Genomic DNA, 23,464 nt, shown 5'->3' with positions numbered 1-23,464 from the left:
CGCGGTAATTTTGTCCGGGTAAATCGCCGCCTTCGGCATGGGCGAGCCATGCGTCGCCGGGACGATCCAGATGCAGCACGACCTCACCCAGGGCTCCATCAGCAAGCGGCTGATCGGCATGGCGGCCTTCATCGGCCTGGGCCTGCTGTTCCAGACCCTCTATTTCCTGATCGATCTCTATTTCGTCGCCGGCGTCGGGCCGGATGCGATCGCCGGCGTCGGTCTGGCGGGGGTGGTATTCTTTCTGGTGATGGCGGCGGCCCAGATGGTGGCCGTCGGCTCCCTGTCGCTGATCGCCCGCGGAATCGGGGCGAAGGACTTCACCCAGGTCGACGGCGTCTATCGCCAGTCGATGCTGATTTCCCTGGGGCTGTCGGCCCTGACGCTGATCGGAGGCTACGGCTTCGGCGGCATGGCTGTCGGCGCCTTCGCCGCGGACCCGGAGACGGCGCGGCAGGGGACGGCCTATCTGTACGGCTTCCTGCCGGCGCTGGCGTTGATGTTTCCGACCGGAGCCATAGGGGCGGCGTTGCGGGCCGCAGGCGTGGTGCGGCCCACCATGCTGATCCAGTCGGGCACCGTCCTGCTCAACGCCGTCCTCGCGCCGGTGCTGATCGCGGGCTGGGGCTCCGGCCTGCCGCTCGGAACTTTCGGGGCGGGGCTGGCCAGTTCGCTGGCGGCGCTGGCAGGCTTCGTCGGCTCGGTCTGGGTGTTCGGACGCGCGCAGACGCTGATGGGCGAACCCCTGCGCCTCGCCCGGCCCGACCGCGCGGTGCTGTCACGCATCGTCGGCATCGGCCTGCCGTCGGCGGCCGAGTTCGTGCTGATGTTCTTCACCATGGGGGTCGTCTACGCCGTGATCCGCGATTTCGGGTCCGAGGCCCAGGCCGGGTTCGGCGTCGGCTCGCGGGTCATGCAGTCGGTCTTCCTGCCGGCCATGGCGGTGTCCTTCGCCGTGGCCCCGGTGGCCGGACAGAATTTCGGCGCGGGTCTGCCCGACCGTGTCCGCCGCACCGTGCGCGACGCGGCGATCATCAGCTGCGGCCTGATGCTGGTCCTGACCCTCATCTGCCAGTGGGAGGCCGGCTGGCTGGTCGCGCCCTTCACGCCCGATGCGGCCGTGGCCGAGGTCGCCTCCACCTATCTGCGCATCGTGTCGCTGAACTTCATCGCCACCGGGCTGATCTTCATCGCCTCGGGGACCTTCCAGGCGCTGGGCGACACCCGGCCGGCCCTGGTCGGCAGCGCGCTGCGCCTGCTGGTCTTCGCGGGGGGAGCCTTCTGGCTGTCGGCCCAGCCATGGACTCGGCTGGAGCATTTCTGGTGGCTGTCGGCGAGCGCGGGCCTGCTGCAGTGCCTGGTCTCGCTGTTCTTCCTCCAGCGGCAACTGCGGCTGAAGCTGGCCGGTCTGGTCCCGCCCGCGCCGCGACCCGCGGCGGTCGGCTGATCACACGTCCAGATCGGCTGCCGCGAACCGGGCGTTCTCCTGGATGAACTGGAACCGGGCGTCCGCCTTCTTGCCCATCAGCCGTTCGACCAGATCCTCGATCTCGTCCTCGGAGGACGGCACCGTGACCCGCGCGAGGGTGCGCTTCTTCGGGTCCATGGTGGTCTCCTTGAGCTGGGAGGCCATCATCTCGCCGAGGCCCTTGAACCGGCCGATCTCGACCTTCTTGCCCTTGAACACCGTGGCCAGCAGCTCGTCGCGGTGGGCGTCGTCGCGGGCGTATTCCGACAGGGGCCCGGCGCTGATCCGGTAGAGCGGGGGCAGGGCCATGAACAGCCGGCCCTGCCGGATCGTCTCGGGCATGGAGCGGTAGAAGAAGGTGATCAGCAGGGCCGCGATATGGGCGCCGTCCACGTCGGCGTCGGTCATGATGACGATCCGCTCGTAGCGCAGGTCGTCGATGTTGAATCGGCTGCCGGGCTGCACCCCCAAGGCCAAGGCCAGATCGGACAGTTCGATGTTGGCGCGCAGCTTGTCGGCCGTGGCCGAGGCGACGTTCAGGATCTTGCCGCGCAGGGGCAGGATCGCCTGGGTCGTCCGGTCGCGCGCCTGTTTGGCCGAGCCGCCGGCCGAATCACCCTCGACGATGAACAGTTCGGTGCCGTTGGCCGACTGGCGCGAGCAGTCGGACAGCTTGCCGGGCAGGCGCAGCTTGCGCGTCGCCTGGGCCCGCTGGACCTCCTTGTCCTTGCGCCGCTTCAGCCGGTCTTCGGCCCGTTCGATGACGAAGCCCAGCAGGGTGTTGGCCTGTTTGGGACTTTCGGTCAGCCAGTGGTCCAGAGGGTCGCGCAGCAGCTGTTCGACCAGCCGCTGGGCGTCCGGCGACGACAGGCGGTCCTTGGTCTGGCCCTGGAACTCGGGGTTGCGGATGAAGACCGAGATCATCGCCCCGGCGTTGGCGATCACGTCCTCGGCCGTGATCAGCCCGGCGCGCTTCTCGTTGGTCAGCTCGCCATAGGCCTTCAGGCCCTTGACCAGGGCGGCGCGGAAGCCGGCCTCGTGCGTGCCGCCGTCGGGGGTAGAGACCGTGTTGCAGTAGGAGGAGACGAAGCCGTCGGCCTCGCCGAAGCCGATCGGGGACCAGGTCACGGCCCATTCTACGGCCCCGGCCTCGCCCTTGCGCTCGACGCGGCCCGAGAAGGCCGGGGTGACCGTCTCCAGATCGCCGATCCGCTCGGCCAGGGCGTCGGCCAGGCCGTTGGGGAAGTGGAACACCGCCTCGGTCGGGGTGTGGTCGGTGATGCGCTCGGCGGCGCAGGTCCAGCGGATTTCGACGCCGCGGAACAGATAGGCCTTGGACCGCGCCATGCGGAACAGGCGGGCGGGCTTGAAGGCCGCGCCGACGCCGAAGATCTCCTCGTCCGGCCTGAACCGGATCAGGGTGCCCTTCTTCCTCGACGGCTGGCCCTGGACGATGGAGCCCAGCGGCAGGCCGCGGCTGAACGACTGTTTCCACTCATAACCGTCGCGCCAGACGGTGACGTCCAGCTGTTCGCTCAGTGCGTTGACGACGCTGACGCCCACACCGTGCAAACCGCCTGAGGTTTCATAGGCTTTGCCGGAGAACTTGCCGCCCGAGTGCAGGACGGTCATGACGACTTCCAGCGCCGACTTGCCCGGATGTTTCGGGTGCGGATCGACGGGAATGCCGCGGCCGTCGTCGCGCACGGACAGCCAGCCCTCGGCGTCGAGATCGACGGTGATCAGCCGGGCGTGGCGGGCGACGGCCTCGTCCATGGCGTTGTCGAGGACTTCGGCGAACAGATGGTGCAGGGCCCGCTCGTCGGTGCCGCCGATATACATGCCCGGGCGTTTGCGCACCGGCTCCAGCCCTTCCAGCACCTCGATCGACGAGGCGGAGTAGCTGCCGGGCAGGGGCGGCGCGGACGGGGCGGCGTCGCGGACGGGCGAGGGAGGCGGTTCGACCGGCTTCGGTTCGGCCTTTGGCGCGACGGCCTGGGGCGTCAACGCGGGATCGTTGGCGGGCGCGGGATCGGGCGCGCCGGCGGGCAGACTCGCGAAGAGGTCATCGATAAGCGACGGAGCGGGATCGGACTGGCCCATGCGGATACTGTGCGGCGATTCGGGGACCGGTCTGGTAGGCCCGGCGGCGCTTCTCCACAAGCGGGACGGCGTCGGGAACCGGGCCAGCGGCGGGCGAGGGCAGGACAGCCCGGGTCAGGGCGGCGAGAAACAACACCCAGGGCAGCCCCTGGTGCGCCATCAGGATGCTCTCGGACAGGCTGAGCACGAAGAAGGCGGCCAGGAAGCCGAGCGCCCACCATCCCTCGCGCACGCCGGACCCGGCCGAGCGGAGCACGGCGATCAGAGCCGTCGCGGCCATCAGGGCTCCGACCAGGATCGTGCCGGGCCAGCCCAGCTGCACCAGCAGGTCGATCCAGCCGTTGTGGGCCGAGGGCACGGTCCAGCCGGTCTCCTTGCGCACCCAGTCGGCCGGGACCGATTCCCCGATCCGGCCCCAGAAGGCGCCATAGCCGTAACCGGTCCACGGCCGGTCCGCGACCTTGCGCATCAGACTCTCCCAGATGTCGGTCCGGCCGGTCAGCGATGGGTCCTTGCCCAGCGCCTCCAGCACCGCCACCGAGTGGCTGTCCCAGACCCACAGGCCGACTCCGGCCAGCACCACGGCGCCCCAGATCGCGGCCACGGCGAAGATCGGGCCGCCGCGCCTCAGGGCCCAGAAGCCGCCCACGAAGGCGAGGGCGACCGCCAGGCACAGCAGGGAGGTCTTGGACTGGGTCGCCAGCACCAGGCCGCTGGACAGGACCAGGCAGATCGCCGGCAGAAGGCGGCGCGGGTCGGGCGAGGCCAGACAGGCGGCGGCGGCCGTCGCCCCGATCACCATCACCGCCCCCATCTGGTTCTTCTCGTACCAGAGACCGCGCCACAGGCCGGCGTTCTCGTACTGGTGCACGCCGATCGACGGGAAGGCGAAGACCATGACCAGGCTGCCGACCGCCATCAGCAGGGCGGTATGCATCAGCAGCCGCGGCAGGTGCGGCCCCCGGAACACGGCGCCGAGATACAGGGCGAAGCCGCAGCTGATGCCCAGGGCGATGACCCGGCGCATGGTGGTGGCGAAGTCGATCGACCAGTAGCGCGAGGCGAAGGCCAGGCCGACGAGCGCCGCCATGGCCAGCATGGCCGGCCAGGCCCGCCACAGCCGGTCGATCCGGAACAGCAGCAGGCCGAAGATCGCCGCATAGGCCGGCAGCCAGACCAGCCGCAGCACCGGCGTCTCTTCCTGCAGCGGCGCGAACACCGGCCCGATCAGGGCGCCCGTCAGCATGGCGATGAGCACGCCGCAGGCCACCCGCTCCCACAGGCCGGGAACAGGCTCGGTCAGGACCTCGGCTGGACGGGACTCGCGCACGCATGCAGGGTCGGCCCATCGGCTTAACGAAGGGTTGGAATCGGATGGCGCGCGACCTGCTGAGAAACAGGGATGGCGGCCACGCCCGCGTCGGCTTCGTCGAACTGTTCTTCGACCTCGTCTTCGTCTTCGCCATCACCCAGCTCTCGCACACCCTGCTGGAGCACCTGACCTGGTCGGGCGTGTTGCAGGCGACCATCCTGCTCGGCGCACTGTGGTGGGCCTGGATCGACACCAGCTGGATCACCAACTGGCTGGATCCCGAGCGACCGCTGGTCCGCCTCATGCTGTTCCTGCTGATGGGCGCCGGGCTGGTCATGTCGACCTCCTTGCCGGAGGCCTTCGGCGACAAGGGTCTGGTCTTCGCCTGCGCCTTCGTCTCCATCCAGGTCGGCCGCGGCCTGTTCACCCTGTGGGCCGTGCGCCGCGACGAGACCCTGCGCCGGAACTTCCAGCGCATCTGCACCTGGGCCGTCGCCGGCGCCGTTCTGTGGATCGCGGGCGGCGTCATGGAGGGCCAGACGCGTCTGATCCTGTGGCTGATCGCCGTGGTCGCCGAATTCGCCGCGCCCGCGCTCTATTTCTGGGTGCCCGGCCTTGGCCGCTCGCACACCTCGGACTGGGCGGTCGAGGGCGGCCACATGGCCGAGCGGGTCGGCCTGTTCATCATCATCTGCCTGGGCGAGTCCGTTCTCGTCACCGGCGCGACCTTCGCCGGGCTCGTGTGGACGCCGCCCGTCGTAGCGGCCTTCGCCACCGCCTTCGTCAGCACCCTGGCCATGTGGTGGATATGGTTCAGCAGGGCCCACGACGCCGCCTCCGACATGATCGCCCACTCCAGCGACACCGGGCGCGTGGCCCGCCGCGCCTACACCTACGCTCCAATACTGGTCGTCGCCGGCATCGTCGTCACCGCCGTCGGCGACGAGATGTCGCTCAGTCATCCGGACGGTCCCGTCGGTTTCGCCACCGGCGCCGTCCTGATCGGCGGCCCGATGCTGTTCATGATCGGGGCGCAGATGTTCAAGCTCGCCGCCTTCGGGATCTGGTCGCCGTCGCGGCTGACGGGGATCGCCGCCCTGGCCGCGCTGGCCTTCGTCGCGCCGTGGTCGACGCCGCTTGGGCTGGCGATGGCGGCGACGGCGGTGCTGGTCGGGGTGGGTGCGTGGGAGACGCTGGCCGGGCGGACCACGCCAATGGACGTGAAGTAGAGCCATGCTGGGTGGACTTTTCGGGACGCGGCGCTTCCTCGATCCTGATGTGGAGGACTGGCACCTCGACACCTGGCGTATCCTCGTCGAACGCTTCGGAGCCGAAGTGGCCGTCCGGGACACGCCCGTGGCCCTTCCGACCCGCGAGTTCTTTCCGCCCACCGACGCTTCCGGCCACGACAAGGCCCTCCACATCTTCGGTTGCATACGGGCCATCATGCAGATGCCGGAGGCGGACTGGCCATGCCGGCTGGAGCCGCAGCCTCGCCGGGTCACCGGGGAACGGGTCGCCGAGTTCGTCACGATCGCCGGCGACCAGGATCCCAATGGAACTTTCCGGATCCAGCCGGATGGGGAGGTGGTGATTTCGTATGCGCCTGATCTGCTGGACGACCCCGGCGTCCTGGTCGCCACTCTCTCTCATGAGATGGCCCACTACCTGCTCGCCTCGGAAGCCGATCTCGTCGAGGACGAAACCCACGAGTTGATGACCGATCTGGCTGTGGCCTACGCCGGTCTCGGGGTGTTCGGAGCCAATGCGGCCTTCAGCTTCCAGCAGCACGGAGACGCCTTCAGCCAGGGGTGGAGCAGCCGAAGCTCCGGCTATCTGTCACCCCGAAGCTGGGCCTTCGCCCTGGCCGTATTCGGTCGTCTGCGGGGCGACGACGGCGATATGGGGCGCCACCTCAAGCCCGAAATCGAGCATTTGAGGCGGCAAGCCCTGAAGTACCTCGACCGAACGCCGGACCTTCTCGCCGGGATTCAGCCGCCCGCCGCCTGACCCGCCGCCTGACCCGCCGCCGCCAGCGCCGCGGCGTGCGTCCGGATGCGTTCGAGCGTCGAGGCGTCGCCGTCGAACACGCCGTACCAGCCCTGCGGCTCGTGGGGCGGGTCGCCGAGGAAGGCGTCGTCGCCGGTGCGGAACCGGGCGTCGGCGTGCGCCGCCCGGCCCTCGCCGTTCCAGGCCCAGAAGTTCGATCCCACAAGCGGGCCCTCTTCGCGGGCGCTGGCCAGGACCGCGTCGTGGATCATGCCGTAGAAGTCGTCCCGCATGGTGGTCGGCACGTCGGGCGAATAGCGATCGCCGTCGCGGGGATAGCCGAACTCCTCCAGCACCAGCGGCTTGCCCAGCCGCCGCGCCAGCGCCACGTGGCGGGCGATGTAGTCCGCCGACCGCTCCATCGCCCCGGCGTGGGTCGCGGCCATGTCCGTGCGATCCAGCCAGCTCCAGTTGCCGGGCCACAGGTGCGCGGTCATGTAGTCGACGCCGTCGAGGGCCTGCGACGACAGCACGAGGTCCTCGCGCTCAATCGACCCCTTCAGCCCCTCGCCGCCGGTCGAGACCAGATGGTTCGGATCGATCGATTTGATCAACCGCGCCGTCGCGCCGATCCAGTCGTGGAAGTCCTCAACGGTCTGGTCGGCCACGGCGTCGCTTCCGCCCGGCCTCGGCTCGTTGGCCAGCTGCCAGGCCATGATGGCCGGATCGTCCGCATAGGCCACGCCGGTCACGCTGTTCACCCGGCCGACGATGCGCCGGACATGATCGTGGTACAGGGCGACCGCCTCGGGGCTGCGGTAGAAGCCGGAGACGAAATCCGGAAAGGCCGGCCATGGATGGGCCGGGTCGTTCATGTCGATATAGCGCCCGCCGTTGGTCCACAGCAGGTACGTCGCCATGCCGCCCGACCACTCCCAGAAATTGGTCAGATAGAGCACCGCCTTGAGGCCCCGTCGGCCGATCTCCGCCATCGCGTGATCGAGGCCGGTCAGCAGCCGCTCGTCATAGGCGCCGGTCTCGTCCCGGAACGCGGGCCGCACCGAATTCTTCAGCGGCGACAGCTCGGCCGAGGCGGCGATGCGCAGGTTGGTGACGCCCAGCCCCGCCAGCGCGTCCAGCTCCCGCCCCAGCCGGGGCTGGTCGGCGATCCAGCCAGCGTACCACAGGTTGGCGCCGACGAACCGGTAGGGCCGTCCGTCGAGCGTCAGCGCCATTCCTTCGCGGCGGACGAAGCCGGGCGTCGGCGGCGCCGTCGGCCGGGCCATGGCCGGTCCTCCGATGGCGAGGGTCGCGGCCGAAGCGGCGAGGGCGGCGCGGCGCGTGATCATGGTGACTCCTCCCGAGGGTTCAAAAGGCCGACAGCGCCATGTCGATCCGGCGCACGTCGTCCGGCCGGTCCTTCCGGCTGAGCCTGAGGGCCGCGCCGTCGCGCAACAGGGTCGCGCACCGCATGTCGCTCAGGGCCTGGTCGATCCCGGCTCGCCGAGCCTCGTCGTAGGGCTCCTCGCCGGACCAGTGGGCGCACATGTCGGCGCGATCGACGAACCGGGTCACCGCATCGCCGCTCCAGGAGGCGGAGGCGCACCCGGACAGGGCGACGGCGGCCCCGACAGCCAGCATCCGCATCACGTCTTCTCCACGAAGGTGTCGATCACCTTCTTCTCGCCCGCCTTGTCGAACGCCACCAGCAGCTTGTTGCCCTCGATGCCGGTGATCAGGCCATAGCCGAACTTCTGGTGAAACACGCGCTCGCCCTTCGACCAGCCGCCGCCCGCCTTCGGGTCCGCCGTGGCCACCAGACGGCCATCGCCCTCGATGAGCGCGTGGCGCGCCGGGCGCGCAGCCGGTGACCGGTCGGCCGTGAAGGACTGGGCGCGTTTCCAGCCGGGGGATGAATAGCCCGAGCCGAAGGTCGGCATGTCGTCCCAGCGGCTCTTGGCGTCCTTCATGCCCGGGGTGACGCCGTAGTAGCCGGTATCGCTTTCGGCCTCGACGTGGGCCATGGGCAGTTCGTCGACGAAGCGGCTGGGCAGTTGCGAGGTCCAGCGGCCGTAGACCAGCCGGTTGGCCGCGAACGAAATCCGCGCGTCCGACTTGGCCCGGGTGACGCCGACATAGGCCAGGCGGCGTTCCTCCTCGAGGCCCTTTTCGCCCTTTTCGTCGATGCTGCGCTGGCTGGGGAAGACGCCTTCCTCCCAGCCGGGCAGGAAGACCAGCGGGAACTCAAGCCCCTTGGCCCCGTGCAGGGTCATGATCTGCACCGCGTCGTCCGCGCCGCCGCGGTCCAGGTCCATGACCAGCGAGACGTGCTCCAGATAGGCGGGCAGGGTCTCGAACGCCTGCATCGACTGCGTCAGCTCCTTGAGGTTGTCGAGCCGCGTCTGGCCGGTGGCGCGGTCCGCCTTCTGCATGTCGGTGTAGCCGCTCTCCTCCAGCACCGCCTCGGTCAGCTCCCAGTGGGTCGTGGTCTGGGCCAGGGCCCGCCAGCGGTCGATGTCGCGCACGAAGTTGCTCAGCGCCGTCCGCGTCCGCGCCTGAAGCTCGTCCGAGACGATCAGGTCGCGCACCGCGCTCATGGCCGGGACGCCCGACAGTCGCGCGATCTGCAGCACCTTCTGCACGCTGGTGTCGCCGATGCCGCGCTTGGGGACATTGACGATCCGCTCGAAGGCCAGGTCGTCGTCCTCGGACAGGATCAGGCGCAGATAGGCGTGGGCGTCGCGGATCTCGGCCCGTTCGAAGAAGCGCGGCCCGCCGATGACGACATAGGGCACGGCCAGCAGGACGAACCGCTCCTCGAACGCCCGCATCTGGAACGAGGCGCGGACCAGCACCGCCATGTCCTTGTAGGGGGTGCCCGCCCGCCGCGCCGTCTCGATCTCGTCGGCGATCAGCCGGGCCTCGGCCTCGCCGTCCCAGACGCCGCGCACCCGCACCTTGTCGCCGCTCAGATCCTCGGTCCACAGGGTCTTGCCCAGACGGTCGCGGTTGGCCGCGATCAGGCCGGACGCCGCACCAAGAATATGCTGCGTGGACCGATAGTTGCGCTCCAGTCTTATGACCTTGGCTCCGGGGAAGTCGCGTTCGAAGCGCAGGATGTTGTCCACCTCGGCCCCGCGCCAGCCATAGATCGACTGGTCGTCGTCGCCGACGCAGCAGACATTCCCCGTCGATGAGGTCAGCAGCCTTAGCCAGAGGTACTGGGCGACGTTGGTGTCCTGGTATTCGTCGACCAGGATGTAGCGGAAGCGTCGGCGATATTCCTCTGCGATATCCGCATGCTGCGACAGGATCGTCAGATTGTGCAGCAACAGATCACCGAAGTCGCAGGCGTTCAGGCTGACCAGCCGGGCCTGATAGGCGGCGTACAGGGCATGGCCCCTGCCGTTGGCGAAATCCTCGGACGGAGGCAGTTTGTCCGGCGTCCAGCCGCGGTTCTTCCAGTGGTCGATCAGGCCGCTCAGCGAACGCGGCGTCCACCGCTTGGCATCAAGGTTGGCGGCTTCAATGAGCTGTTTGCAGACCCGCTCCTGATCGTCGGTGTCGAGAATGGTGAAGGTGGACTTCAGCCCGACCAGTTCGGCGTGCCGCCGCAGTATCTGGGCGGCGACGCTGTGGAAGGTGCCGAGCCAGCGCAGGCCCTCGGCCGAGGGGCCGATCAGCTGGGTGATCCGCTCGCGCATCTCGCGCGCGGCCTTGTTGGTGAAGGTGACTGCCAACAGCTCCCACGGGCGCGCCTGTCCGGTGGCGAGGATGTGCGCCAGCCGGGTGGTCAGCACCCGCGTCTTGCCCGTGCCCGCGCCGGCCAGGACCAGCACCGGGCCGTCGACGGTCTCGACCGCCTCGCGCTGCTCGGGGTTCAGCCCCGCCAGATAGTCGGCGGCGGCGGGCTCCACCCCGCCGGGGCCGCGCGAGCGGGCCAGGTCGGAGATGCGCGGGGCGGGGGCGTCAGGCAGACTCATCGGCGGAACATAAGGGGCACGGAACCATATGTCAGCGGCGGCGTGCGCGGCGCCTCAAGGAACCGTGAACCGTGACCGTCGTTCCGGCTCCATCAGCAATCAGGGAAGGGGTCTTCCATGGCCGACAACATCAACAATACCGGCAGCGGCGGCGGCAACACGGGCCTGGCCTTCGTGGTAGGCGCGGTCGTCGTGGTGGTGGCCATCGTGGCCTGGTTCGTCTTCATGCGCGGCGGCGCTCCCGAAACCAAGGACATCAACGTCGACGTCAATGTGCCGGAGGTTTCCGCCCCCGCGTTCCCACGGGGACCTGATCGATGACCGATCCCAACGTTCCGCCCCCCGAGCGGCCCGAGGTGGTCCATCACACCACCATCAACAACCCGCCGGAACGACGTGGCGGGGGCGGCTGGATCGCCTTCCTGGTCGGCGGCCTGATCGTCGTGGTGGCGATCATCGCCGTGGTGCTGTTCTCGAACGGCGGCGGCGTCCCGACCCCCGAGGGGACGGACGTGGATGTCGATATCGACCTTCCGCGTCCGGAATTGCCGGACGCGCCAAAGATGCCCGATCTGCCGGACGTGCCTCCGGTCGAGCCGCCGACCGTGCCCCAGCCGGAGCCCGCGCCGGCGACCTGACGCGACCAGGTTCAGCGCAGCTGGTAGCTGACCGTGGCGACGACGCGCACGCGCTTGTCCAGCGAGGTGGACTCGCTGTCGATGTCCTCGCGGGCGAGGATCTCGAACGAGCCCTGCGTCGCCTGACGGATCGGCCCCAGCGGCGCACCGGAATCCTTGGCGAACTGTTCGGCGCCGGACCGGGCCGAGGCGGTGGCCTCGGCGATCATCGACGGCCGCACCTCGTTCAGCTTGGTGAAGACATAGGTCGGGGCGGCGAAGTCGAGCTGGACCCCCTCGCGCACGAGGTCGTTCAGCGCCCGCTCCGTCTGCGCCACGCGCTGGACGTCGGTCGTGCGCACCGTCACGCCCTGGGACAGGATGTAGCGGACGACGTTCTCGGTCGAACCGTATTCGCGGGCCCTGGAGTCGGTCACCTGCAGCCGGCCGATCGTGACCGCCTCCGCCGGATAGCCCTGGCGCGTCAGGAAGGCGCGCACCAGAGCGAGATCGCCGTCGATCTTGGCCTGGGCCGTGGGCAGGTCGTCGTTCGCGGCCTTGAAGCTGAGGGTCAGGACGGCCAGGTCCGCGACCACATTGCGTTCGGCCACGCCGCGCACCGTGACCTGCCGGTTGCCGACCTGGGCGTTGACCACCCCGGAGCCGATGAAGGCGCCCGCGCCGATCAGTCCGATGGCGATCAGACCCCCGAACAGGGCCGGCGGTATCAGGGACTTGTCGATCTTGTCGAGCACGGCGGCGTTCCTTCTGGAAACCAGACCATGCGCCAACCCTGACGCCTGTCAATCGGGGGAATCCCGTTCGATGAAAGATCGGTCCCCGCCCGTCCACGACAGGGCCAGAAGCCGACAGGCCGAGGCCAGGGGCGTGCGGCCCCGGCGCTCGTCGATCCGCTTCATCAGCCCGGCCTGCGACAGGCCGGCGGCCGCCGCCACCGCGTCAAGCACCGCCCAGAATTCGGCCTCCAGCGCCACCGAGGTGGCGTGGCCCGACAGGGAGACGGAGCGCTTCTTCAACATCATCGCCGCTCGTTCAGCGCCCGGTCCTCGACCCGGATCCGCCAGCCGACCAGTAGCGCATTGGCGACGCTCCAGACCAGCGCGATCCAGACCTGGCCGAAGGCCAGCGGCAGGACGGCGATCTCCAGCGAGGCCACCACATAGTTCGGATGCCGCACGAACCGGTAGGGGCCGCGCCGGACCAGGGGGGCGGAGGGCAGGGTGATGATCCGCGTGGTCCAGAACCGGCCGAGGGTCGAGATTACCCACAGCCGGCCGAACTGGAGCGCGGCGTAGAGGCCCAGCCACCACAGGTTCGGAACCATCGTCCATGGCGTGACGATGGCGATGGCCGCCAGCCAGCTGACGTGCAGCAGGACGAACAGCGGATAGTGGCCGGCCCCGACCTCGACCGCGCCTTCGGCCAGCAGTCGCTTTGTGTTGCGGTCAGCCAGCCCCAGCTCCCACAGTCGCTGGGCCGCGACCGCGGCCAGCACGAGCCAGAGCCACATCATGCCTCGACCAGCATCAGGGCGGCGGTGAAGCCGGGCCCCAGGGTGGTCAGCAGCAACGGCCCCTCGACCCCGTCGTCCAGCATGGCCTTGAGCACGAACAGCACCGTGGCCGCGCTCATGTTGCCGTGATCCCGCAGGATGGCGCGGGTGTGGGTCAGCGCGCCCTGCGACAGGCCGAAACAGGCCTCCAGCGCGTCGATCACCTTCGCCCCGCCCGGGTGGCAGACGAACCCGCCAACCCCGGCCGGCGTCAGGCCCTCGCCGGCCAGGAAATCGAGCGCCACGGGGCGGAAGTCATTCTGGACGAGGGTGGGGATGTCGCGGCTGAACACCACCTTCAGGCCGTCGTCGGCCACATCCCATCCCATGACGTCCAGGCTGTCGGGCCAGGTGTGTTCGCGGCTGGCGCCGAGGGCGGGTCCGATCGCGTCGTCGCGGCTGCTGATCACCGCCGCCGCCGCCCCGTCGCCGAACAGGGCGGTGGCGACCAGATTGCTCTTGGACCGGTCCTGCGCCCGGAAGGTGAGGGCGCACAGTTCGACCACCAGCAGCAGGACCCGCTCGTCGGGCCGCGACCGGGCCAGATCCGCCGCCCGCGCCAGACCCACGACCCCTCCGGCGCAGCCCAGCCCGAAGATCGGCAGCCGCCGCACATCAGGCCGGAACGGCATCACCTGCATCAGCCGGGCGTCGAGCGCCGGCGTGGCGATGCCGGTCGTGCTGACCACGACGATGGCGCCGATATCGCGCGGCTCCAGCCCGGCCTGGTCCAGCGCCTTGCCCGCGGCCTCGGCCAGCACCTTGACCGCGTTCTCGAGGAACAGGTCGTTGCGTTCGGAGAAGCTGTGCGGTTTCAGATACCATTCGATCGGCACGCAGGAATGCCGCGTCTCGATCAGGGCGTTGCGATAGATCGGCGCCAGCCGCTCGAAGCCGCCGTGGGTGGTGGCGAACATCTCGGCGCCGTTGGCCGCCACATCCTCCTGGCGCAGCACATGCGGCGGCCAGGCGAGGGCCAGGGACTCCAGGCGCGGGACCGGCTCCGGGCGGTGGGCAGACGGCATGACGGGCGCGGCTTTCAAGGGGATTATCGCTGTTAACCTAAGCTACGCAGGGCCGTTCCAGACGGATGGATCTTTCGCTACAGTGGCCCATCCTCCCGGACGCCGCTATGACCCTGATCTCCGCCGACGCCGACGATTTTCGCAAGGTCCGCTCCGAGCGGCTGCGTCCGCTCGCGGCCCTGACGGCCTTTCGCCGGCTGATCCGGAACAAGGAGGACACCGCCCAGGTGTTCCGCATCATGCAGGCGCTCAGCGGCCGGTCCGTCTCGCGCGGCTACCAACGGATGCTGTCGACGATCGAGGGCGGGCGTCAGGCCTTCCTGCGCGAGGAGCTGGCCCACAAGCTGGACGACCCCATCTGGCTGGCGCGATTCGGGCCGGGCACCGTCGGCGCGACCTATCGCGCCTTCCGCGAGGCGCGCGGCTTCACCGCCGACGGTCTCGCCGAGGCCGAGCGCGAGGTGGTGCCCTTCATCGACGCCCAGCATCCCGTCGTCTGGTATTCGCGCCGCCTCCGCGACGTCCACGACATCTGGCATGTCCTGACCGGCTACGGGACCGACGCCCTGGGCGAGGCCTGCGTGGTTTCCTTCTCGTACGGCCAGACCCGCAATCTCGGCTTCGCCTTCATCGGCTGGGGCGCGGCCCGGGAGGTTCAGCGCGAGGTCCGCTCGGTGCCCGCCCGTCGCGCCGTCTGGCAGGCGTACCGCAACGGCAAGGCCGCCCGCTGGCTGCCCGGCCTGAACTATGAGGCTCTGTTCGAGGAGCCGCTTGAGACCGCCCGCGCGCGCCTCAACATCCGTCCCGCGTCGGTCTATCACGCCGTGCCGGTCGAGGTTCGCGCCGGGCTCAAGCTCCGGGGCTGAAGGCGCCTTGCGGGCCGCATAAGCCCTCCTTGTGCCGCCCGGCCGAAAACCCGGCTTGCCCCGCGGGACGGCATCCTCCACTTGGCGTGGGTGACCTCCCCCAGCGAAACCCTTCCCGTCGCCCGTCCGCGCCTGTCGCGAACCACCCTTCTGGGGGTGGGCGGGGTGCTGATCTGCGCCGCGATCTGGGGCACGACCTGGTACGCCATCACCCTGCAGCTCGGGACCGTGGCCCCGCTGGCCTCCATCGTCTGGCGCTTCGGGATGGCGTCGGCCGTCCTGTTCCTCGGCTGCCTGGTCTTCCGCCAGAACCTGCGGCTGACCCGCGCCCAGCATCTGGCGGCGCTGGGGCAGGGGGCCTTCGCCTTTTCCGTCAGCTACAGCTTCACCTACGCCTCCGAGGGCCTCGTCGCCTCGGCGATCGTCGCGGTCACCTTCGCCTCCCTGACCTTCCTCAACCTCGTCCTGTTCCGCCTCGCCGCAGGTCAGAAGGCCGCCGCCGCCTCATGGGGCGGGGCGATCCTGGGCCTGGTCGGCGTGGCGGTGCTGTCGGGCGGAGAGGTGCTCAAGGCGGGCTTCGACGGCCGGGCGGCGCTCGGCGTCGGCCTGGCCCTGATCGCCACCACGGCCTCGGCCTTCGGCAATTTCTTCGCCTGGAAAGGCCAGAGCCACGGCTCGGCCGCCATCCCCTCGACCGCCTGGGCCATGGCCTATGGAACGGGTTTGCTGGCGATCTTCGGCCTGGCCACGGGCGTCGAGTTCCGCATCGATCCCACCTTCACCTACGTCGGATCGCTGCTCTATCTGTCCCTGTTCGGATCGGTGATCGCCTTCGGCCTCTATTTCACCATCGCCCGCACCATCGGCTACGCCATGGCCAGCTACATCTCGGCCCTGACGCCGCCGATCGCCATGCTGGTCTCGGTGCTGTTCGAAGGGGCCCGCTTCGGCTGGCCGGCCCTCGCCGGGCTGGTTCTGGTCCTGTCGGGTCAGGCCCTGCTGATCCGCGCCCCGAAGGTTTCCGCCCTCTAGCCGAACCAGCCGCGCTTCTTCTTCGGCTTGTCCGCGGGCGCGTCCTTTGCGGCCGCTTCCGCCGCGGCGGCGCGCCGCTTGCGTTCGGCGGCGACCCGGATCGCGACCAGCATCGGGATCAGTCCGTGCCGGTTGTGAGGCATATCTCCCATCTCAATCCTCCCGCTTCGCGCCGTCGAGCAGACGCGCGGCCCGCTCGCGCTCCGCCTCGGCCCGCGTCCGCTCGTCCTTCGTCCGGCCATGGGCGACCCGGTTGGCGGCCGCGGCGGCCCCGGCCGCGGCCTTCGCCCGGTCCTTGCGCGCCCGGTTCAGGTTGACGACCTCGCCCATGCGGACCTCCGTTATGCAACCCGTCCCGCGGCCGAGCGGTTTCCCTGACCGGAACAACCGGCAGGAGCGCCCCATGGTAGACCCGACTCAAATCCGCGAACACCTCGAAGTCGTCGGCTCCGACGGCGAACACATCGGCCGCGTCGATCACGTCGTCGGCGATCAGATCGAATTGGCCAAGCTGGACCTGGCCGGCGGGCTCAAACACCACATGATCCCGGTTAGCTGGGTCGATCACGTCGACGATCACGTCCATCTGAGCCTGACCCGGGACGACGCCCGGGCGCGCTGGACCGAGAAGCCGCACTGACCCCTGACCCCGGCGCGGGAGACGCTGCGCGGGTCAATGCATCTGGACGATGGCGCCCATGCAGCTTCCGCGCCCCCGGCTCGCGGCGGCGGACCCTCCGCTGCTGAAGGCGCTGTTGGGATCGAAGCCGGGCTGCGCCGACCCTTCTCCAGCGACCGCGCCGCGGCCGGCGTCGGGGCTGCCGTTGCCGGTGCCGCCCGAGCCGCAGTTGCTCTGGTTCAGGAGGCGGAAGGTCCACCGCAGCGGGCTGCCTTCCAGCGGCTGATTGTCGGTGCGTTCGACGCGCGCGTCCTCGAGGCTCCGGCTCGCCGCCTGGACGAATCCGGGCGGCGCCGCGGCGTCCACGGAACGGCATTGCAGCGAACCGTCGCCCCGGGCGACGCAGTCGAACGACGCGCGGGCCTCCTGTTGCGAACCGAGGCCCGAAAGGCTCCAGTCGACCAGCTCCGGCCGCTTCACCCAGCGAAGGTTCTGGTCGACCGGATGAAAGGAGTCGGGCAGCAGACGCTCGGGCCAATTGCCGAACCTGAGCCGGAAGGCGAAGGTCCGGCCCTCCGGCGAATAGCCGTCCGTCGCGGCCACGCGCACCGGCCGCATCACCCACTGCGCCGCGCGCCCGAAATCCTCGCCCTCGGGCGACTCGCTGATGACCTCGCAAGTCAGCCGGCCGCGCGAGTCGGGCGTGCACGCCACCTCCGCCACGCCGCGATAGGGGAAATGTCGCGAGGTCACCCGGTGATGGCGGGCCAGGTCCCGCACCGACGGCGCCCGTACCCAGCGCAGGCCGGCCTGCTCATAGGTCGGATAGTCCGCGAAGGCGCGGGCCTGAACGGCCGCGGCGGCCGGATTGTCGCCGGCCGCGGGCTCCGCGAGCAGGGCGAGGGCGAGGACGGATACGGCAAGGGACATGCGAACCTCCGTTGTCCGCCGATAATAACAGAGGTCGCTGACGCTCGCGAATCAACCGCGGACCGGAACCGGCGTCACGGCGCGCCTTACCGCGATTTCACGAAGACCCCGCTGATATCCGGCGGCATCCCTGCTTATGTGAGGAGACGCGCGGGGTTGCCGCGCCGCCGGGAGCGCCGCCAGTGATCCGTCTGATCCTCAACCTGCTGTGGTTCGCGTTCGGAGGCTGGCTCTCGGGCCTGTTGTGGCTGCTCGGCGGCGCCGTCCTTGCCCTGACCGTCGTCGGCCTGCCGTGGAGCTTCGCCGCCTGGCGGATCGCCAGCTACTCCTTCTGGCCGTTCGGCCGCGAGGTGGTCTGGCGGGACGAATTCACCGGCCGCGAGGACATCGGCACTGGCTGCCTCGGCGTCGGACTCAACGTCATCTGGTTCGTCTTCGCCGGCTGGTACATCGCCCTGTCGCACCTGCTGATCGCGGTGGCGGAGTTCATCACCATCATCGGCATCCCGTTCGCTCTGAAGGATCTCGAACTGGCCAAGCTGGCCCTGGCCCCGATCGGCCGGACGATCCGCGACAAGCCCTGAATCGAAAACGCCGGCCTTCCTGCGAAGGTCGGCGTCGATTTCACCGGATCCGGTCCATCACCCCGGCGAGATCATCTTCCCGGGCCGCACCGCCTCGTCGAATTCGGCGTCGGTCAGATAGCCGCCGCCGACCGCTTCCTCGCGCAGCGTCGTCCCGTTCCTGTGGGCCGTCTTGGCGATCTTCGCGCAGGCGTCATAGCCCAGCTTGCCGTTCAGGGCGGTGACCAGCATCAGCGAGTTGTCGAGGCCGCGTTTGATATTGTCCTCGCGCGGCTCGATGCCGACCACGCAGTTGTCGGTGAAGCTGATCGCGGCGTCGGCCATCAGCCGCACCGACTGCAGGAAGTTGTAGGCCATCACCGGGTTGAAGACGTTCAGCTCGAAATGCCCCTGCGACCCGGCGAAGGTGACGGCGGCGTGGTTGCCGAACACCTGCACGCAGACCTGGGTCAGGGCCTCGCACTGGGTCGGATTGACCTTGCCCGGCATGATCGACGAGCCGGGCTCGTTCTCGGGCAGGGCCAGCTCGCCCAGACCCGAACGCGGGCCCGAGCCGAGGAAGCGGATGTCGTTGGCGATCTTGAACAGCGAGGCGGCGACCGTGTTGATGGCCCCGTGGCTGAAGACCATGGCGTCATGCGCGGCCAGGGCCTCGAACTTGTTCGGCGCGGTGACGAAGGGCAGGCCGGTGATGGCGGCGATGCGCCCGGCCACCTGTTCGGCGAAGCCGACGGGGGCGTTCAGACCGGTGCCGACGGCGGTGCCGCCCTGGGCCAGCTCCATCAGTTTCGGCAGGGTCAGTTCGATCCGCTCGATGCCGTTGGCCACTTGCTGGGCGTAGCCGCCGAACTCCTGGCCCAGCGTCAGCGGGGTGGCGTCCTGGGTGTGAGTCCGGCCGATCTTGATGATGTGGGCCCAGGCTTTCGCCTTGGCGTCCAGCGCCGCGTGCAGATGCTTCAGCGCCGGAATCAGGTCGTTGACCACCTGTTCGGCGCAGGCCACGTGCATGGCCGTCGGATAGGTGTCGTTCGACGACTGGCTCATGTTGACGTGGTCGTTGGGATGGACCGGCTTCTTGGAGCCCATCTCGCCGCCCAGCATCTCGATGGCGCGGTTCGAGACCACCTCGTTGGCGTTCATGTTCGACTGGGTGCCCGAGCCGGTCTGCCAGACCACCAGCGGGAAATGGTCGTTCAGCCTGCCTTCGATCACCTCATTGGCCGCCGCGACGATGGTCTCGCCCAGCTTCGGGTCCAACTTGCCCAGCGCCATGTTGGTCTCGGCCGCGGCCCGCTTGACGATGCCCAGCGCCCGCACGATCGGCAGGGGCTGCTTCTCCCAGCCGATTTTGAAATTGCCCAGCGACCGCTGCGCCTGGGCGCCCCAGTACCGGTCTGAGGCGACCTCGATGGGGCCGAAGGTGTCGGTTTCGGTGCGGGTCGTGGTCATGGTGGGCGGGCTTTCAGGCGTGGCGGAGGATTGCGCGGCGGTGTAGCACGAGGCCGCGCGCGAACAAGGCGCTCAGGCGAGGACGGCTGAATGACTCCAGGCTGGATCGGCACAGGCAAGGTCCGTCTCCGCGAAACCGGCGACGTCGTCGAGATCGCCATCGACGGCCTGACCACCCAGGCCAAATACTACAAGCCGCTGGTCTATGAATTCATGCGCAAGGAGTGGGCGTCGCGTCCGTCCTGGGGCGACTTCGTCGTCGAGATCCGCATGGAGCATGTCGGCGATCCGCCGCATATCGATCTGGACAATCTCGCCAAGGCGCTGCTCGACGCCATCAAGGGCTATCTGTTCCACGACGACGCCCAGGTCGCCCGCCTGCTGGTGGAGCGCCACGCCGGCGAGCGGGAACGGATCACCTTGCGAGTGTTTCCGAGAGGCTAGTCCGCGAACCGCTGGAACCTCAGCACCCCAACCACCCCGCCGCCGCCGTCGCTCGGATGGTTCACGCCGTCGTTGACCAGCACCTCGGCGAAGTCGAACGGGCTCAACCCCTCCAGACAGGCCGCATTGACCCCGTACTCATCGGGGTTCGAACGCCGCCGGTGGTGGGTGTAGACGCCGCAGTTGGAACAGAAGAAATGCCGCGCCACGCCCGTGTTGAACCGGTATTCCGTCAGGGCCTCCGCCCCCTCCAGCATCTCGACTCCGCCCAGCCCGGCCGTCACCGCCACGGCGCCCCGCATCCGGCACAGCGAACAGTCGCAGCGCCGGGCGCTGTCCAGACCCTCGCTCAGCCGCACCCGGAAGCGCACGGTCCCGCAGTGGCAGGCGGCGGGGGACCAGCCGTTGTCGTCCACGATCAGGGTCATGCCGGCGGCCGGTTAAACCGCAGCGTCGGCAGCCTCAGCTGCATGTCCGCTCCCACGAACAACTGCGGCTCCGACGGATGGGTCACCCCGCGCTCCGCCTCCTTGCGCGCGACGCAGGCCCGGGTTCCCGCCGCCAGGGCGAGGAAGTCCGTCGCCGTCGGCAGGGCTTCCAGGACGCAGCCGTCGAACCACGGATAGGTCTCGTCGGCGCCGCAGCCGAACGAGGGCCGCTCGCGGCTGGCGGCGGTCAGCACCATCCGGTTGGGCGCCGCCAGGGCGTTGACGAAGATCCCCGAATAGCAGGCGGAGACGATCACGACGGTCGGCCGCGTCCCGCAGGCTCCCCGGACCATATTGGCCATCATGTCGGGCGTCATCCGGGGCGCCTCGCCGAACACCATGGCCGTCGGCACGCCGTGCGAGGTGAAATACAGCAGACACCCCGCCGTCCCGCGCCGGGCGGTCTGGTTCAGCCCGTCCACCACCTGCGACGCCGTCGTGGGTTGAGGCACATCCGGTCTCAGACTGTAGTCGATCATGGTCGCGCGCGGAAAGCCGGCGTCCAGGAACCCCTTCACCAGATCGCGGCGGGCGTTGTCGAAGGCCTGGATCGGCCGGTCGGCGCCGTCGCGCCAGTCCGCCGCCACGATGGCCGAGGTCCAGCCCAGAAACCGGCCGGTCGTCGCGACCGCCTGGGCGTGAGCCGCCCCGGAGAGGGCCAGCCAGGCCGCAAGTGCGACGATGAACCCCCGACCCATGCGCGCCTCCGCCGATCAAGCCGACGCAAGATTAGCGGACCAGGCGGAGAGGGGAAGGCCTACTTCTTCCGGAACTGGTCCAGCGAGACGACCTTGGGACCGTCGTCGGCGCCGTTCTCCGGAGGCGTTCCGGCGGGTTCGCTCGCGGCCACCTCGGCGGCGATCTCCTCGATCGTCGCCGGAGCCTCGAACTGCAGCAGGAACTGCACCGACGGATCGTAGAAGCGCGTCACGGCGGTGTAGGGCATGGCCAGCACCTTGGGCATGCCGCCGAATTTCAGCATCACCGAGAATTTCGTCGGTTCGACCTTCAGGTCCCAGTACTGGTGCTGCAGCACCACGGTCATCTCATCCGGATATTTCGCGAGGATGTCGGGCGGCACGCTGACGCCGGGCGCCCGGGTCTTGAAGGTCACGTAGAAATGGTGCGCACCGGGGATGCCGTCGGGCAGGGCCGCCCGTTCCAGCGCCGAACGGATGACGCCGCGCAGGGCGTCCTGCGCCAGCTGCTCGTAATGCATCTCGTCGACGGGCGGGGTCTCTTCGGCCATGGGCGCCTCGGCTGTTCGCGCGACTGATAGCGGCGCGCGGGCGCGGGCGGAAGATGCCAAGATAGTGAAAGTGCCAGGGGTTCTGTTGGCAGGCCCCCTGGCGGCCCCGCCCCGGGAACTGATCCCCGAGGACTTAAGTGTTCGAAATCACCCGAACCGCTTACGCGGCGAGAGCGACTTCTCCAGCGAAGTTATCGTTCGCAGTTAGAAAATGGCCCGATACGGTGGGCCAGGACGGGCGAAAGCAGTCTTCTTTACACGTCCGTCGATGCTAGTCGGCCCCATGCTCGCTCCGCCGATAACGCGGGGAAGAAATGGTGGAGCCGCCGGGAATCGCACCCGGGTCCGGTCCGCTTATTACAAGCGCGTTTATCGCCATAGTCCGGGCGAACCCGGACAGGACGAATATAGGGACGTTTGGGGAGCGGGAAAAGGGCCGGGATCAGAGACCGGTGTTGCGGTCGCCCGGCAGGTCGTTCCGGTCGCTGCCCCGCCCGGCCCTGTCGAGCTGCTGTCGGGACTGGTCCTCCAGCTGGGCCCGCTGCCGAACGGTCATGCAGATCCGCTCGCGCCGGTTCGATCCCAGCACGTGTTCGCGTCGGCACACGACGCGGTCGCCGGGGTCCGTCGCCGGAGCGGCGGCCGCCGGAGCGGCGGCGTCGGGCGCGGTGGAGACGGGCGGCGTCTGAGGCGTCAGAAGCACGGACAGGGCTAGGGCGAACAGAAGGGAATGCATCGGGAACTCCGGAATGATGAAGCAACCCTAGGACGATCACGTCGGGTCGCCAACCCCTTGCCGGGAGCGCTCGCGAGCCGCCCTCTGCCCGGGAACCCGTTCAGAAACTGGCCCGGCCCCAGTCCGCGGTCTGGTTCCGGAACCAGGTCAGCTGCCGCTTGGCGTAGTTGCGGGTCGCCTGCCGCGTCGCCTCGACGGCGGTCGCGAGCGTGGTCTCGCCCGTCAGATGGGCCGCGAACTCGCGCACGCCGACGGCCTTCATCGCCGGCAGGGTCGGGGCCAGCCCTCGCGCGACCAGCGCCCGGACTTCCTCCAGCGCCCCAGCCTCGACCATCCGGGCCACCCGTGCGTCGCAGGCCGCGTACAGGGTCTCGCGGTCGGGCTCGATCACGAGTCCGGTCCACGATCCGGGCTCGAGCAGGGGCGTCGTGTCGGCGGTCCAGTCGCTCAGGGCGCGACCGGTATGGTCCGCCACAGCCCAGGCCCGGGTCAGCCGCTGGCGGTCCCCGGCCTCAATCCGCGCCTCGGCCGCGGCGTCGACCTCGGCCAGCCGACGTCGGAACCGGGCCTCCCCCCCGGCGTCGAACGCGGCGCAGGCCGCGTCCCGAACCTCCGTGGGGACATCCGGAATATTCGCCAACCCTTTGGTCAGGGCCGAGAAATACAATCCCGTGCCGCCCACAAGCAGGGCCGGTCGGCCTGCGTCCCGAAGGGCCGCAAGCACCGGCAGCACGGTCCGGCTCCAGCGTCCGACCGACCAGGCGTCGCCGGCGTGGGCCACGCCGTACAGCCGGTGTTCGGCGCGCGCCTCGTCGTCCGCCGACGGCCGGGCGCTCAGCACCCGCAGGTCGGCGTACAGCTGCTGGCTGTCGGCGTTGACGATGACGGCGCCCGCGCGCTCCGCCATCTCCAGCGCCAGCCGCGACTTGCCCGAGGCGGTGGGGCCGGCGAGGAGCGTCACGGGCTTGCTGATCGGGGGTGCGGTCAATTGCGGGCT

The 23,464-nt window shown here is 69.4% G+C and carries 28 protein-coding genes and 1 other RNA gene; 10 read left to right on the top strand and 19 right to left on the bottom strand.

Annotated features, from left to right (window positions below):
• The first annotated feature begins 37 nt into the window (after nt 1-37).
• Nucleotides 38-1,447: an MATE family efflux transporter gene (locus Q8Q71_RS02275; protein WP_305758018.1), complete on the top strand. Its 1,410-nt coding sequence runs from the start codon at nt 38-40 to the stop codon at nt 1,445-1,447.
• Here the strand turns inward: Q8Q71_RS02275 and parE are convergent, their stop codons facing one another.
• Together parE and Q8Q71_RS02265 are read right to left on the bottom strand one after the other, a co-directional pair.
• Entirely contained in the window at nt 1,448-3,571 is a 2,124-nt protein-coding gene (parE, locus tag Q8Q71_RS02270; RefSeq protein WP_305758017.1) for a DNA topoisomerase IV subunit B, read from the bottom strand.
• Nucleotides 3,534-4,901: an O-antigen ligase gene (locus Q8Q71_RS02265; protein WP_305758016.1), complete on the bottom strand. Its 1,368-nt coding sequence runs from the start codon at nt 4,899-4,901 to the stop codon at nt 3,534-3,536. The genes parE and Q8Q71_RS02265 overlap by 38 nt, the downstream gene beginning before the upstream one ends.
• Before the next feature lie 44 nt (nt 4,902-4,945).
• On the opposite strand from Q8Q71_RS02265, the gene Q8Q71_RS02260 reads away from it, so the two are divergent.
• Both Q8Q71_RS02260 and Q8Q71_RS02255 read left to right on the top strand, forming a co-directional pair.
• Entirely contained in the window at nt 4,946-6,112 is a 1,167-nt protein-coding gene (locus Q8Q71_RS02260) for a low temperature requirement protein A (RefSeq protein ID WP_305758015.1), read from the top strand.
• 4 nt (nt 6,113-6,116) lie between these two features.
• Nucleotides 6,117-6,893 carry a hypothetical protein gene (locus tag Q8Q71_RS02255; RefSeq protein WP_305758014.1) on the top strand — a complete coding sequence of 259 codons (777 nt, stop codon included), beginning with the start codon at nt 6,117-6,119 and terminating at the stop codon, nt 6,891-6,893.
• Here Q8Q71_RS02255 and Q8Q71_RS02250 read toward each other — a convergent pair.
• Genes Q8Q71_RS02250 through Q8Q71_RS02240 form a run of 3 tightly spaced genes read right to left on the bottom strand, consistent with a single transcriptional unit; the run spans nt 6,875 to nt 10,855 of the window.
• A complete protein-coding gene (locus tag Q8Q71_RS02250) occupies nt 6,875-8,221 on the bottom strand; it encodes a cellulase family glycosylhydrolase (RefSeq protein ID WP_305758013.1) in 1,347 nt (448 codons plus the stop codon). The genes Q8Q71_RS02255 and Q8Q71_RS02250 overlap by 19 nt on opposite strands.
• Before the next feature lie 19 nt (nt 8,222-8,240).
• A complete protein-coding gene (locus tag Q8Q71_RS02245; RefSeq protein ID WP_305758012.1) occupies nt 8,241-8,519 on the bottom strand; it encodes a hypothetical protein in 279 nt (92 codons plus the stop codon).
• Nucleotides 8,519-10,855: an ATP-dependent helicase gene (locus tag Q8Q71_RS02240; RefSeq protein WP_305758011.1), complete on the bottom strand. Its 2,337-nt coding sequence runs from the start codon at nt 10,853-10,855 to the stop codon at nt 8,519-8,521. The genes Q8Q71_RS02245 and Q8Q71_RS02240 overlap by 1 nt, the downstream gene beginning before the upstream one ends.
• A 117-nt stretch (nt 10,856-10,972) precedes the next feature.
• Between Q8Q71_RS02240 and Q8Q71_RS02235 the strand changes: the two genes are divergently transcribed.
• Complete coding sequence (locus Q8Q71_RS02235) at nt 10,973-11,176, top strand: hypothetical protein (RefSeq protein WP_305758010.1); 204 nt, start codon at nt 10,973-10,975, stop codon at nt 11,174-11,176.
• Nucleotides 11,173-11,493, top strand: a complete 321-nt coding sequence (locus tag Q8Q71_RS02230; RefSeq protein WP_305758009.1) for a hypothetical protein — start codon at nt 11,173-11,175, stop codon at nt 11,491-11,493. Before Q8Q71_RS02235 ends, Q8Q71_RS02230 begins: the two co-directional genes overlap by 4 nt.
• Before the next feature lie 11 nt (nt 11,494-11,504).
• On the opposite strand, the gene Q8Q71_RS02225 is transcribed toward Q8Q71_RS02230, so the two are convergent.
• Genes Q8Q71_RS02225 through Q8Q71_RS02210 form a run of 4 tightly spaced genes read right to left on the bottom strand, consistent with a single transcriptional unit; the run spans nt 11,505 to nt 14,070 of the window.
• Nucleotides 11,505-12,227, bottom strand: coding sequence for an SIMPL domain-containing protein (locus Q8Q71_RS02225; protein WP_305758008.1), 723 nt, complete (start codon nt 12,225-12,227; stop codon nt 11,505-11,507).
• Between the two features lie 48 nt (nt 12,228-12,275).
• Nucleotides 12,276-12,515, bottom strand: coding sequence for a ribbon-helix-helix domain-containing protein (locus Q8Q71_RS02220; RefSeq protein ID WP_371315918.1), 240 nt, complete (start codon nt 12,513-12,515; stop codon nt 12,276-12,278).
• Entirely contained in the window at nt 12,512-13,006 is a 495-nt protein-coding gene (locus Q8Q71_RS02215; protein WP_305758007.1) for an isoprenylcysteine carboxyl methyltransferase family protein, read from the bottom strand. Before Q8Q71_RS02215 ends, Q8Q71_RS02220 begins: the two co-directional genes overlap by 4 nt.
• Nucleotides 13,003-14,070, bottom strand: a complete 1,068-nt coding sequence (locus Q8Q71_RS02210) for a type III polyketide synthase (protein WP_305758006.1) — start codon at nt 14,068-14,070, stop codon at nt 13,003-13,005. Before Q8Q71_RS02210 ends, Q8Q71_RS02215 begins: the two co-directional genes overlap by 4 nt.
• A 107-nt stretch (nt 14,071-14,177) precedes the next feature.
• On the opposite strand from Q8Q71_RS02210, the gene Q8Q71_RS02205 reads away from it, so the two are divergent.
• Together Q8Q71_RS02205 and Q8Q71_RS02200 are read left to right on the top strand one after the other, a co-directional pair.
• The gene (locus Q8Q71_RS02205; RefSeq protein ID WP_305758005.1) at nt 14,178-14,936 is read left to right on the top strand and encodes a Coq4 family protein; all 759 of its coding nucleotides are present in this window, start codon (nt 14,178-14,180) and stop codon (nt 14,934-14,936) included.
• A 90-nt stretch (nt 14,937-15,026) separates the two neighbouring features.
• Entirely contained in the window at nt 15,027-15,968 is a 942-nt protein-coding gene (locus Q8Q71_RS02200) for a DMT family transporter (protein WP_305758004.1), read from the top strand.
• Here the strand turns inward: Q8Q71_RS02200 and Q8Q71_RS02195 are convergent.
• Together Q8Q71_RS02195 and Q8Q71_RS02190 are read right to left on the bottom strand one after the other, a co-directional pair.
• Entirely contained in the window at nt 15,965-16,120 is a 156-nt protein-coding gene (locus Q8Q71_RS02195; RefSeq protein ID WP_305758003.1) for a hypothetical protein, read from the bottom strand. The genes Q8Q71_RS02200 and Q8Q71_RS02195 overlap by 4 nt on opposite strands.
• A gap of 1 nt (nt 16,121) precedes the next feature.
• Nucleotides 16,122-16,298: a DUF4169 family protein gene (locus tag Q8Q71_RS02190; protein WP_305758002.1), complete on the bottom strand. Its 177-nt coding sequence runs from the start codon at nt 16,296-16,298 to the stop codon at nt 16,122-16,124.
• A gap of 73 nt (nt 16,299-16,371) precedes the next feature.
• Here Q8Q71_RS02190 and Q8Q71_RS02185 point away from each other — a divergent pair, with 73 nt between their 5' ends.
• A complete protein-coding gene (locus tag Q8Q71_RS02185) occupies nt 16,372-16,608 on the top strand; it encodes a DUF2171 domain-containing protein (protein ID WP_305758001.1) in 237 nt (78 codons plus the stop codon).
• A 33-nt stretch (nt 16,609-16,641) separates the two neighbouring features.
• On the opposite strand, the gene Q8Q71_RS02180 is transcribed toward Q8Q71_RS02185, so the two are convergent.
• Nucleotides 16,642-17,517 carry a hypothetical protein gene (locus Q8Q71_RS02180; protein WP_305758000.1) on the bottom strand — a complete coding sequence of 292 codons (876 nt, stop codon included), beginning with the start codon at nt 17,515-17,517 and terminating at the stop codon, nt 16,642-16,644.
• A gap of 182 nt (nt 17,518-17,699) precedes the next feature.
• Here Q8Q71_RS02180 and Q8Q71_RS02175 point away from each other — a divergent pair, with 182 nt between their 5' ends.
• Complete coding sequence (locus Q8Q71_RS02175; RefSeq protein ID WP_305757999.1) at nt 17,700-18,101, top strand: YccF domain-containing protein; 402 nt, start codon at nt 17,700-17,702, stop codon at nt 18,099-18,101.
• A 57-nt stretch (nt 18,102-18,158) separates the two neighbouring features.
• Here the strand turns inward: Q8Q71_RS02175 and fumC are convergent, their stop codons facing one another.
• Nucleotides 18,159-19,550, bottom strand: coding sequence for a class II fumarate hydratase (gene fumC / locus Q8Q71_RS02170; protein ID WP_305757998.1), 1,392 nt, complete (start codon nt 19,548-19,550; stop codon nt 18,159-18,161).
• A gap of 90 nt (nt 19,551-19,640) precedes the next feature.
• Here fumC and Q8Q71_RS02165 point away from each other — a divergent pair, with 90 nt between their 5' ends.
• On the top strand, nt 19,641-19,994 hold the full coding sequence (locus Q8Q71_RS02165; RefSeq protein ID WP_305757997.1) for a RusA family crossover junction endodeoxyribonuclease: 354 nt from the start codon (nt 19,641-19,643) through the stop codon (nt 19,992-19,994).
• Here the strand turns inward: Q8Q71_RS02165 and Q8Q71_RS02160 are convergent.
• From Q8Q71_RS02160 to miaA, 6 genes are all read right to left on the bottom strand, one after another.
• Nucleotides 19,991-20,422, bottom strand: coding sequence for a GFA family protein (locus Q8Q71_RS02160; RefSeq protein ID WP_305757996.1), 432 nt, complete (start codon nt 20,420-20,422; stop codon nt 19,991-19,993). The genes Q8Q71_RS02165 and Q8Q71_RS02160 overlap by 4 nt on opposite strands.
• The gene (locus Q8Q71_RS02155; protein WP_305757995.1) at nt 20,419-21,180 is read right to left on the bottom strand and encodes a C13 family peptidase; all 762 of its coding nucleotides are present in this window, start codon (nt 21,178-21,180) and stop codon (nt 20,419-20,421) included. The genes Q8Q71_RS02160 and Q8Q71_RS02155 overlap by 4 nt, the downstream gene beginning before the upstream one ends.
• A gap of 59 nt (nt 21,181-21,239) precedes the next feature.
• Nucleotides 21,240-21,731, bottom strand: coding sequence for an SspB family protein (locus Q8Q71_RS02150; RefSeq protein WP_305757994.1), 492 nt, complete (start codon nt 21,729-21,731; stop codon nt 21,240-21,242).
• Between the two features lie 69 nt (nt 21,732-21,800).
• Nucleotides 21,801-22,168, bottom strand: a transfer-messenger RNA (tmRNA) gene (ssrA, locus tag Q8Q71_RS02145).
• Between the two features lie 5 nt (nt 22,169-22,173).
• Nucleotides 22,174-22,467, bottom strand: a complete 294-nt coding sequence (locus Q8Q71_RS02140; protein ID WP_305757993.1) for a hypothetical protein — start codon at nt 22,465-22,467, stop codon at nt 22,174-22,176.
• Nucleotides 22,468-22,567: 100 nt separating this feature from the next.
• On the bottom strand, nt 22,568-23,455 hold the full coding sequence (gene miaA, locus Q8Q71_RS02135) for a tRNA (adenosine(37)-N6)-dimethylallyltransferase MiaA (RefSeq protein WP_305757992.1): 888 nt from the start codon (nt 23,453-23,455) through the stop codon (nt 22,568-22,570).
• Nucleotides 23,456-23,464: the final 9 nt, after the last annotated feature.

The organism is Brevundimonas sp., from assembly GCF_030704825.1.
GTDB lineage: Bacteria > Pseudomonadota > Alphaproteobacteria > Caulobacterales > Caulobacteraceae > Brevundimonas.
The sequence above is the reverse complement of the archived record's forward strand: the minus strand, read 5'-3'. Positions and strand labels throughout refer to the sequence as shown.

What these genes read in the sequence shown, in the direction of transcription:
- Q8Q71_RS02275 (WP_305758018.1), top strand. Translation starts at nt 38, where the DNA reads ATGGGCGAGCCATGCGTCGCCGGGACGATCCAGATGCAGCACGACCTC.
- parE (WP_305758017.1), bottom strand. Translation starts at nt 3,571, where the DNA reads ATGGGCCAGTCCGATCCCGCTCCGTCGCTTATCGATGACCTCTTCGCG.
- Q8Q71_RS02260 (WP_305758015.1), top strand. Translation starts at nt 4,946, where the DNA reads ATGGCGCGCGACCTGCTGAGAAACAGGGATGGCGGCCACGCCCGCGTC.
- Q8Q71_RS02255 (WP_305758014.1), top strand. Translation starts at nt 6,117, where the DNA reads ATGCTGGGTGGACTTTTCGGGACGCGGCGCTTCCTCGATCCTGATGTG.
- Q8Q71_RS02250 (WP_305758013.1), bottom strand. Translation starts at nt 8,221, where the DNA reads ATGATCACGCGCCGCGCCGCCCTCGCCGCTTCGGCCGCGACCCTCGCC.
- Q8Q71_RS02245 (WP_305758012.1), bottom strand. Translation starts at nt 8,519, where the DNA reads ATGCGGATGCTGGCTGTCGGGGCCGCCGTCGCCCTGTCCGGGTGCGCC.
- Q8Q71_RS02240 (WP_305758011.1), bottom strand. Translation starts at nt 10,855, where the DNA reads ATGAGTCTGCCTGACGCCCCCGCCCCGCGCATCTCCGACCTGGCCCGC.
- Q8Q71_RS02235 (WP_305758010.1), top strand. Translation starts at nt 10,973, where the DNA reads ATGGCCGACAACATCAACAATACCGGCAGCGGCGGCGGCAACACGGGC.
- Q8Q71_RS02230 (WP_305758009.1), top strand. Translation starts at nt 11,173, where the DNA reads ATGACCGATCCCAACGTTCCGCCCCCCGAGCGGCCCGAGGTGGTCCAT.
- Q8Q71_RS02220 (WP_371315918.1), bottom strand. Translation starts at nt 12,515, where the DNA reads ATGATGTTGAAGAAGCGCTCCGTCTCCCTGTCGGGCCACGCCACCTCG.
- Q8Q71_RS02215 (WP_305758007.1), bottom strand. Translation starts at nt 13,006, where the DNA reads ATGATGTGGCTCTGGCTCGTGCTGGCCGCGGTCGCGGCCCAGCGACTG.
- Q8Q71_RS02210 (WP_305758006.1), bottom strand. Translation starts at nt 14,070, where the DNA reads ATGCCGTCTGCCCACCGCCCGGAGCCGGTCCCGCGCCTGGAGTCCCTG.
- Q8Q71_RS02205 (WP_305758005.1), top strand. Translation starts at nt 14,178, where the DNA reads ATGACCCTGATCTCCGCCGACGCCGACGATTTTCGCAAGGTCCGCTCC.
- Q8Q71_RS02195 (WP_305758003.1), bottom strand. Translation starts at nt 16,120, where the DNA reads ATGGGAGATATGCCTCACAACCGGCACGGACTGATCCCGATGCTGGTC.
- Q8Q71_RS02190 (WP_305758002.1), bottom strand. Translation starts at nt 16,298, where the DNA reads ATGGGCGAGGTCGTCAACCTGAACCGGGCGCGCAAGGACCGGGCGAAG.
- Q8Q71_RS02185 (WP_305758001.1), top strand. Translation starts at nt 16,372, where the DNA reads ATGGTAGACCCGACTCAAATCCGCGAACACCTCGAAGTCGTCGGCTCC.
- Q8Q71_RS02180 (WP_305758000.1), bottom strand. Translation starts at nt 17,517, where the DNA reads ATGTCCCTTGCCGTATCCGTCCTCGCCCTCGCCCTGCTCGCGGAGCCC.
- fumC (WP_305757998.1), bottom strand. Translation starts at nt 19,550, where the DNA reads ATGACCACGACCCGCACCGAAACCGACACCTTCGGCCCCATCGAGGTC.
- Q8Q71_RS02165 (WP_305757997.1), top strand. Translation starts at nt 19,641, where the DNA reads ATGACTCCAGGCTGGATCGGCACAGGCAAGGTCCGTCTCCGCGAAACC.
- Q8Q71_RS02160 (WP_305757996.1), bottom strand. Translation starts at nt 20,422, where the DNA reads ATGACCCTGATCGTGGACGACAACGGCTGGTCCCCCGCCGCCTGCCAC.
- Q8Q71_RS02155 (WP_305757995.1), bottom strand. Translation starts at nt 21,180, where the DNA reads ATGGGTCGGGGGTTCATCGTCGCACTTGCGGCCTGGCTGGCCCTCTCC.
- Q8Q71_RS02150 (WP_305757994.1), bottom strand. Translation starts at nt 21,731, where the DNA reads ATGGCCGAAGAGACCCCGCCCGTCGACGAGATGCATTACGAGCAGCTG.
- Q8Q71_RS02140 (WP_305757993.1), bottom strand. Translation starts at nt 22,467, where the DNA reads ATGCATTCCCTTCTGTTCGCCCTAGCCCTGTCCGTGCTTCTGACGCCT.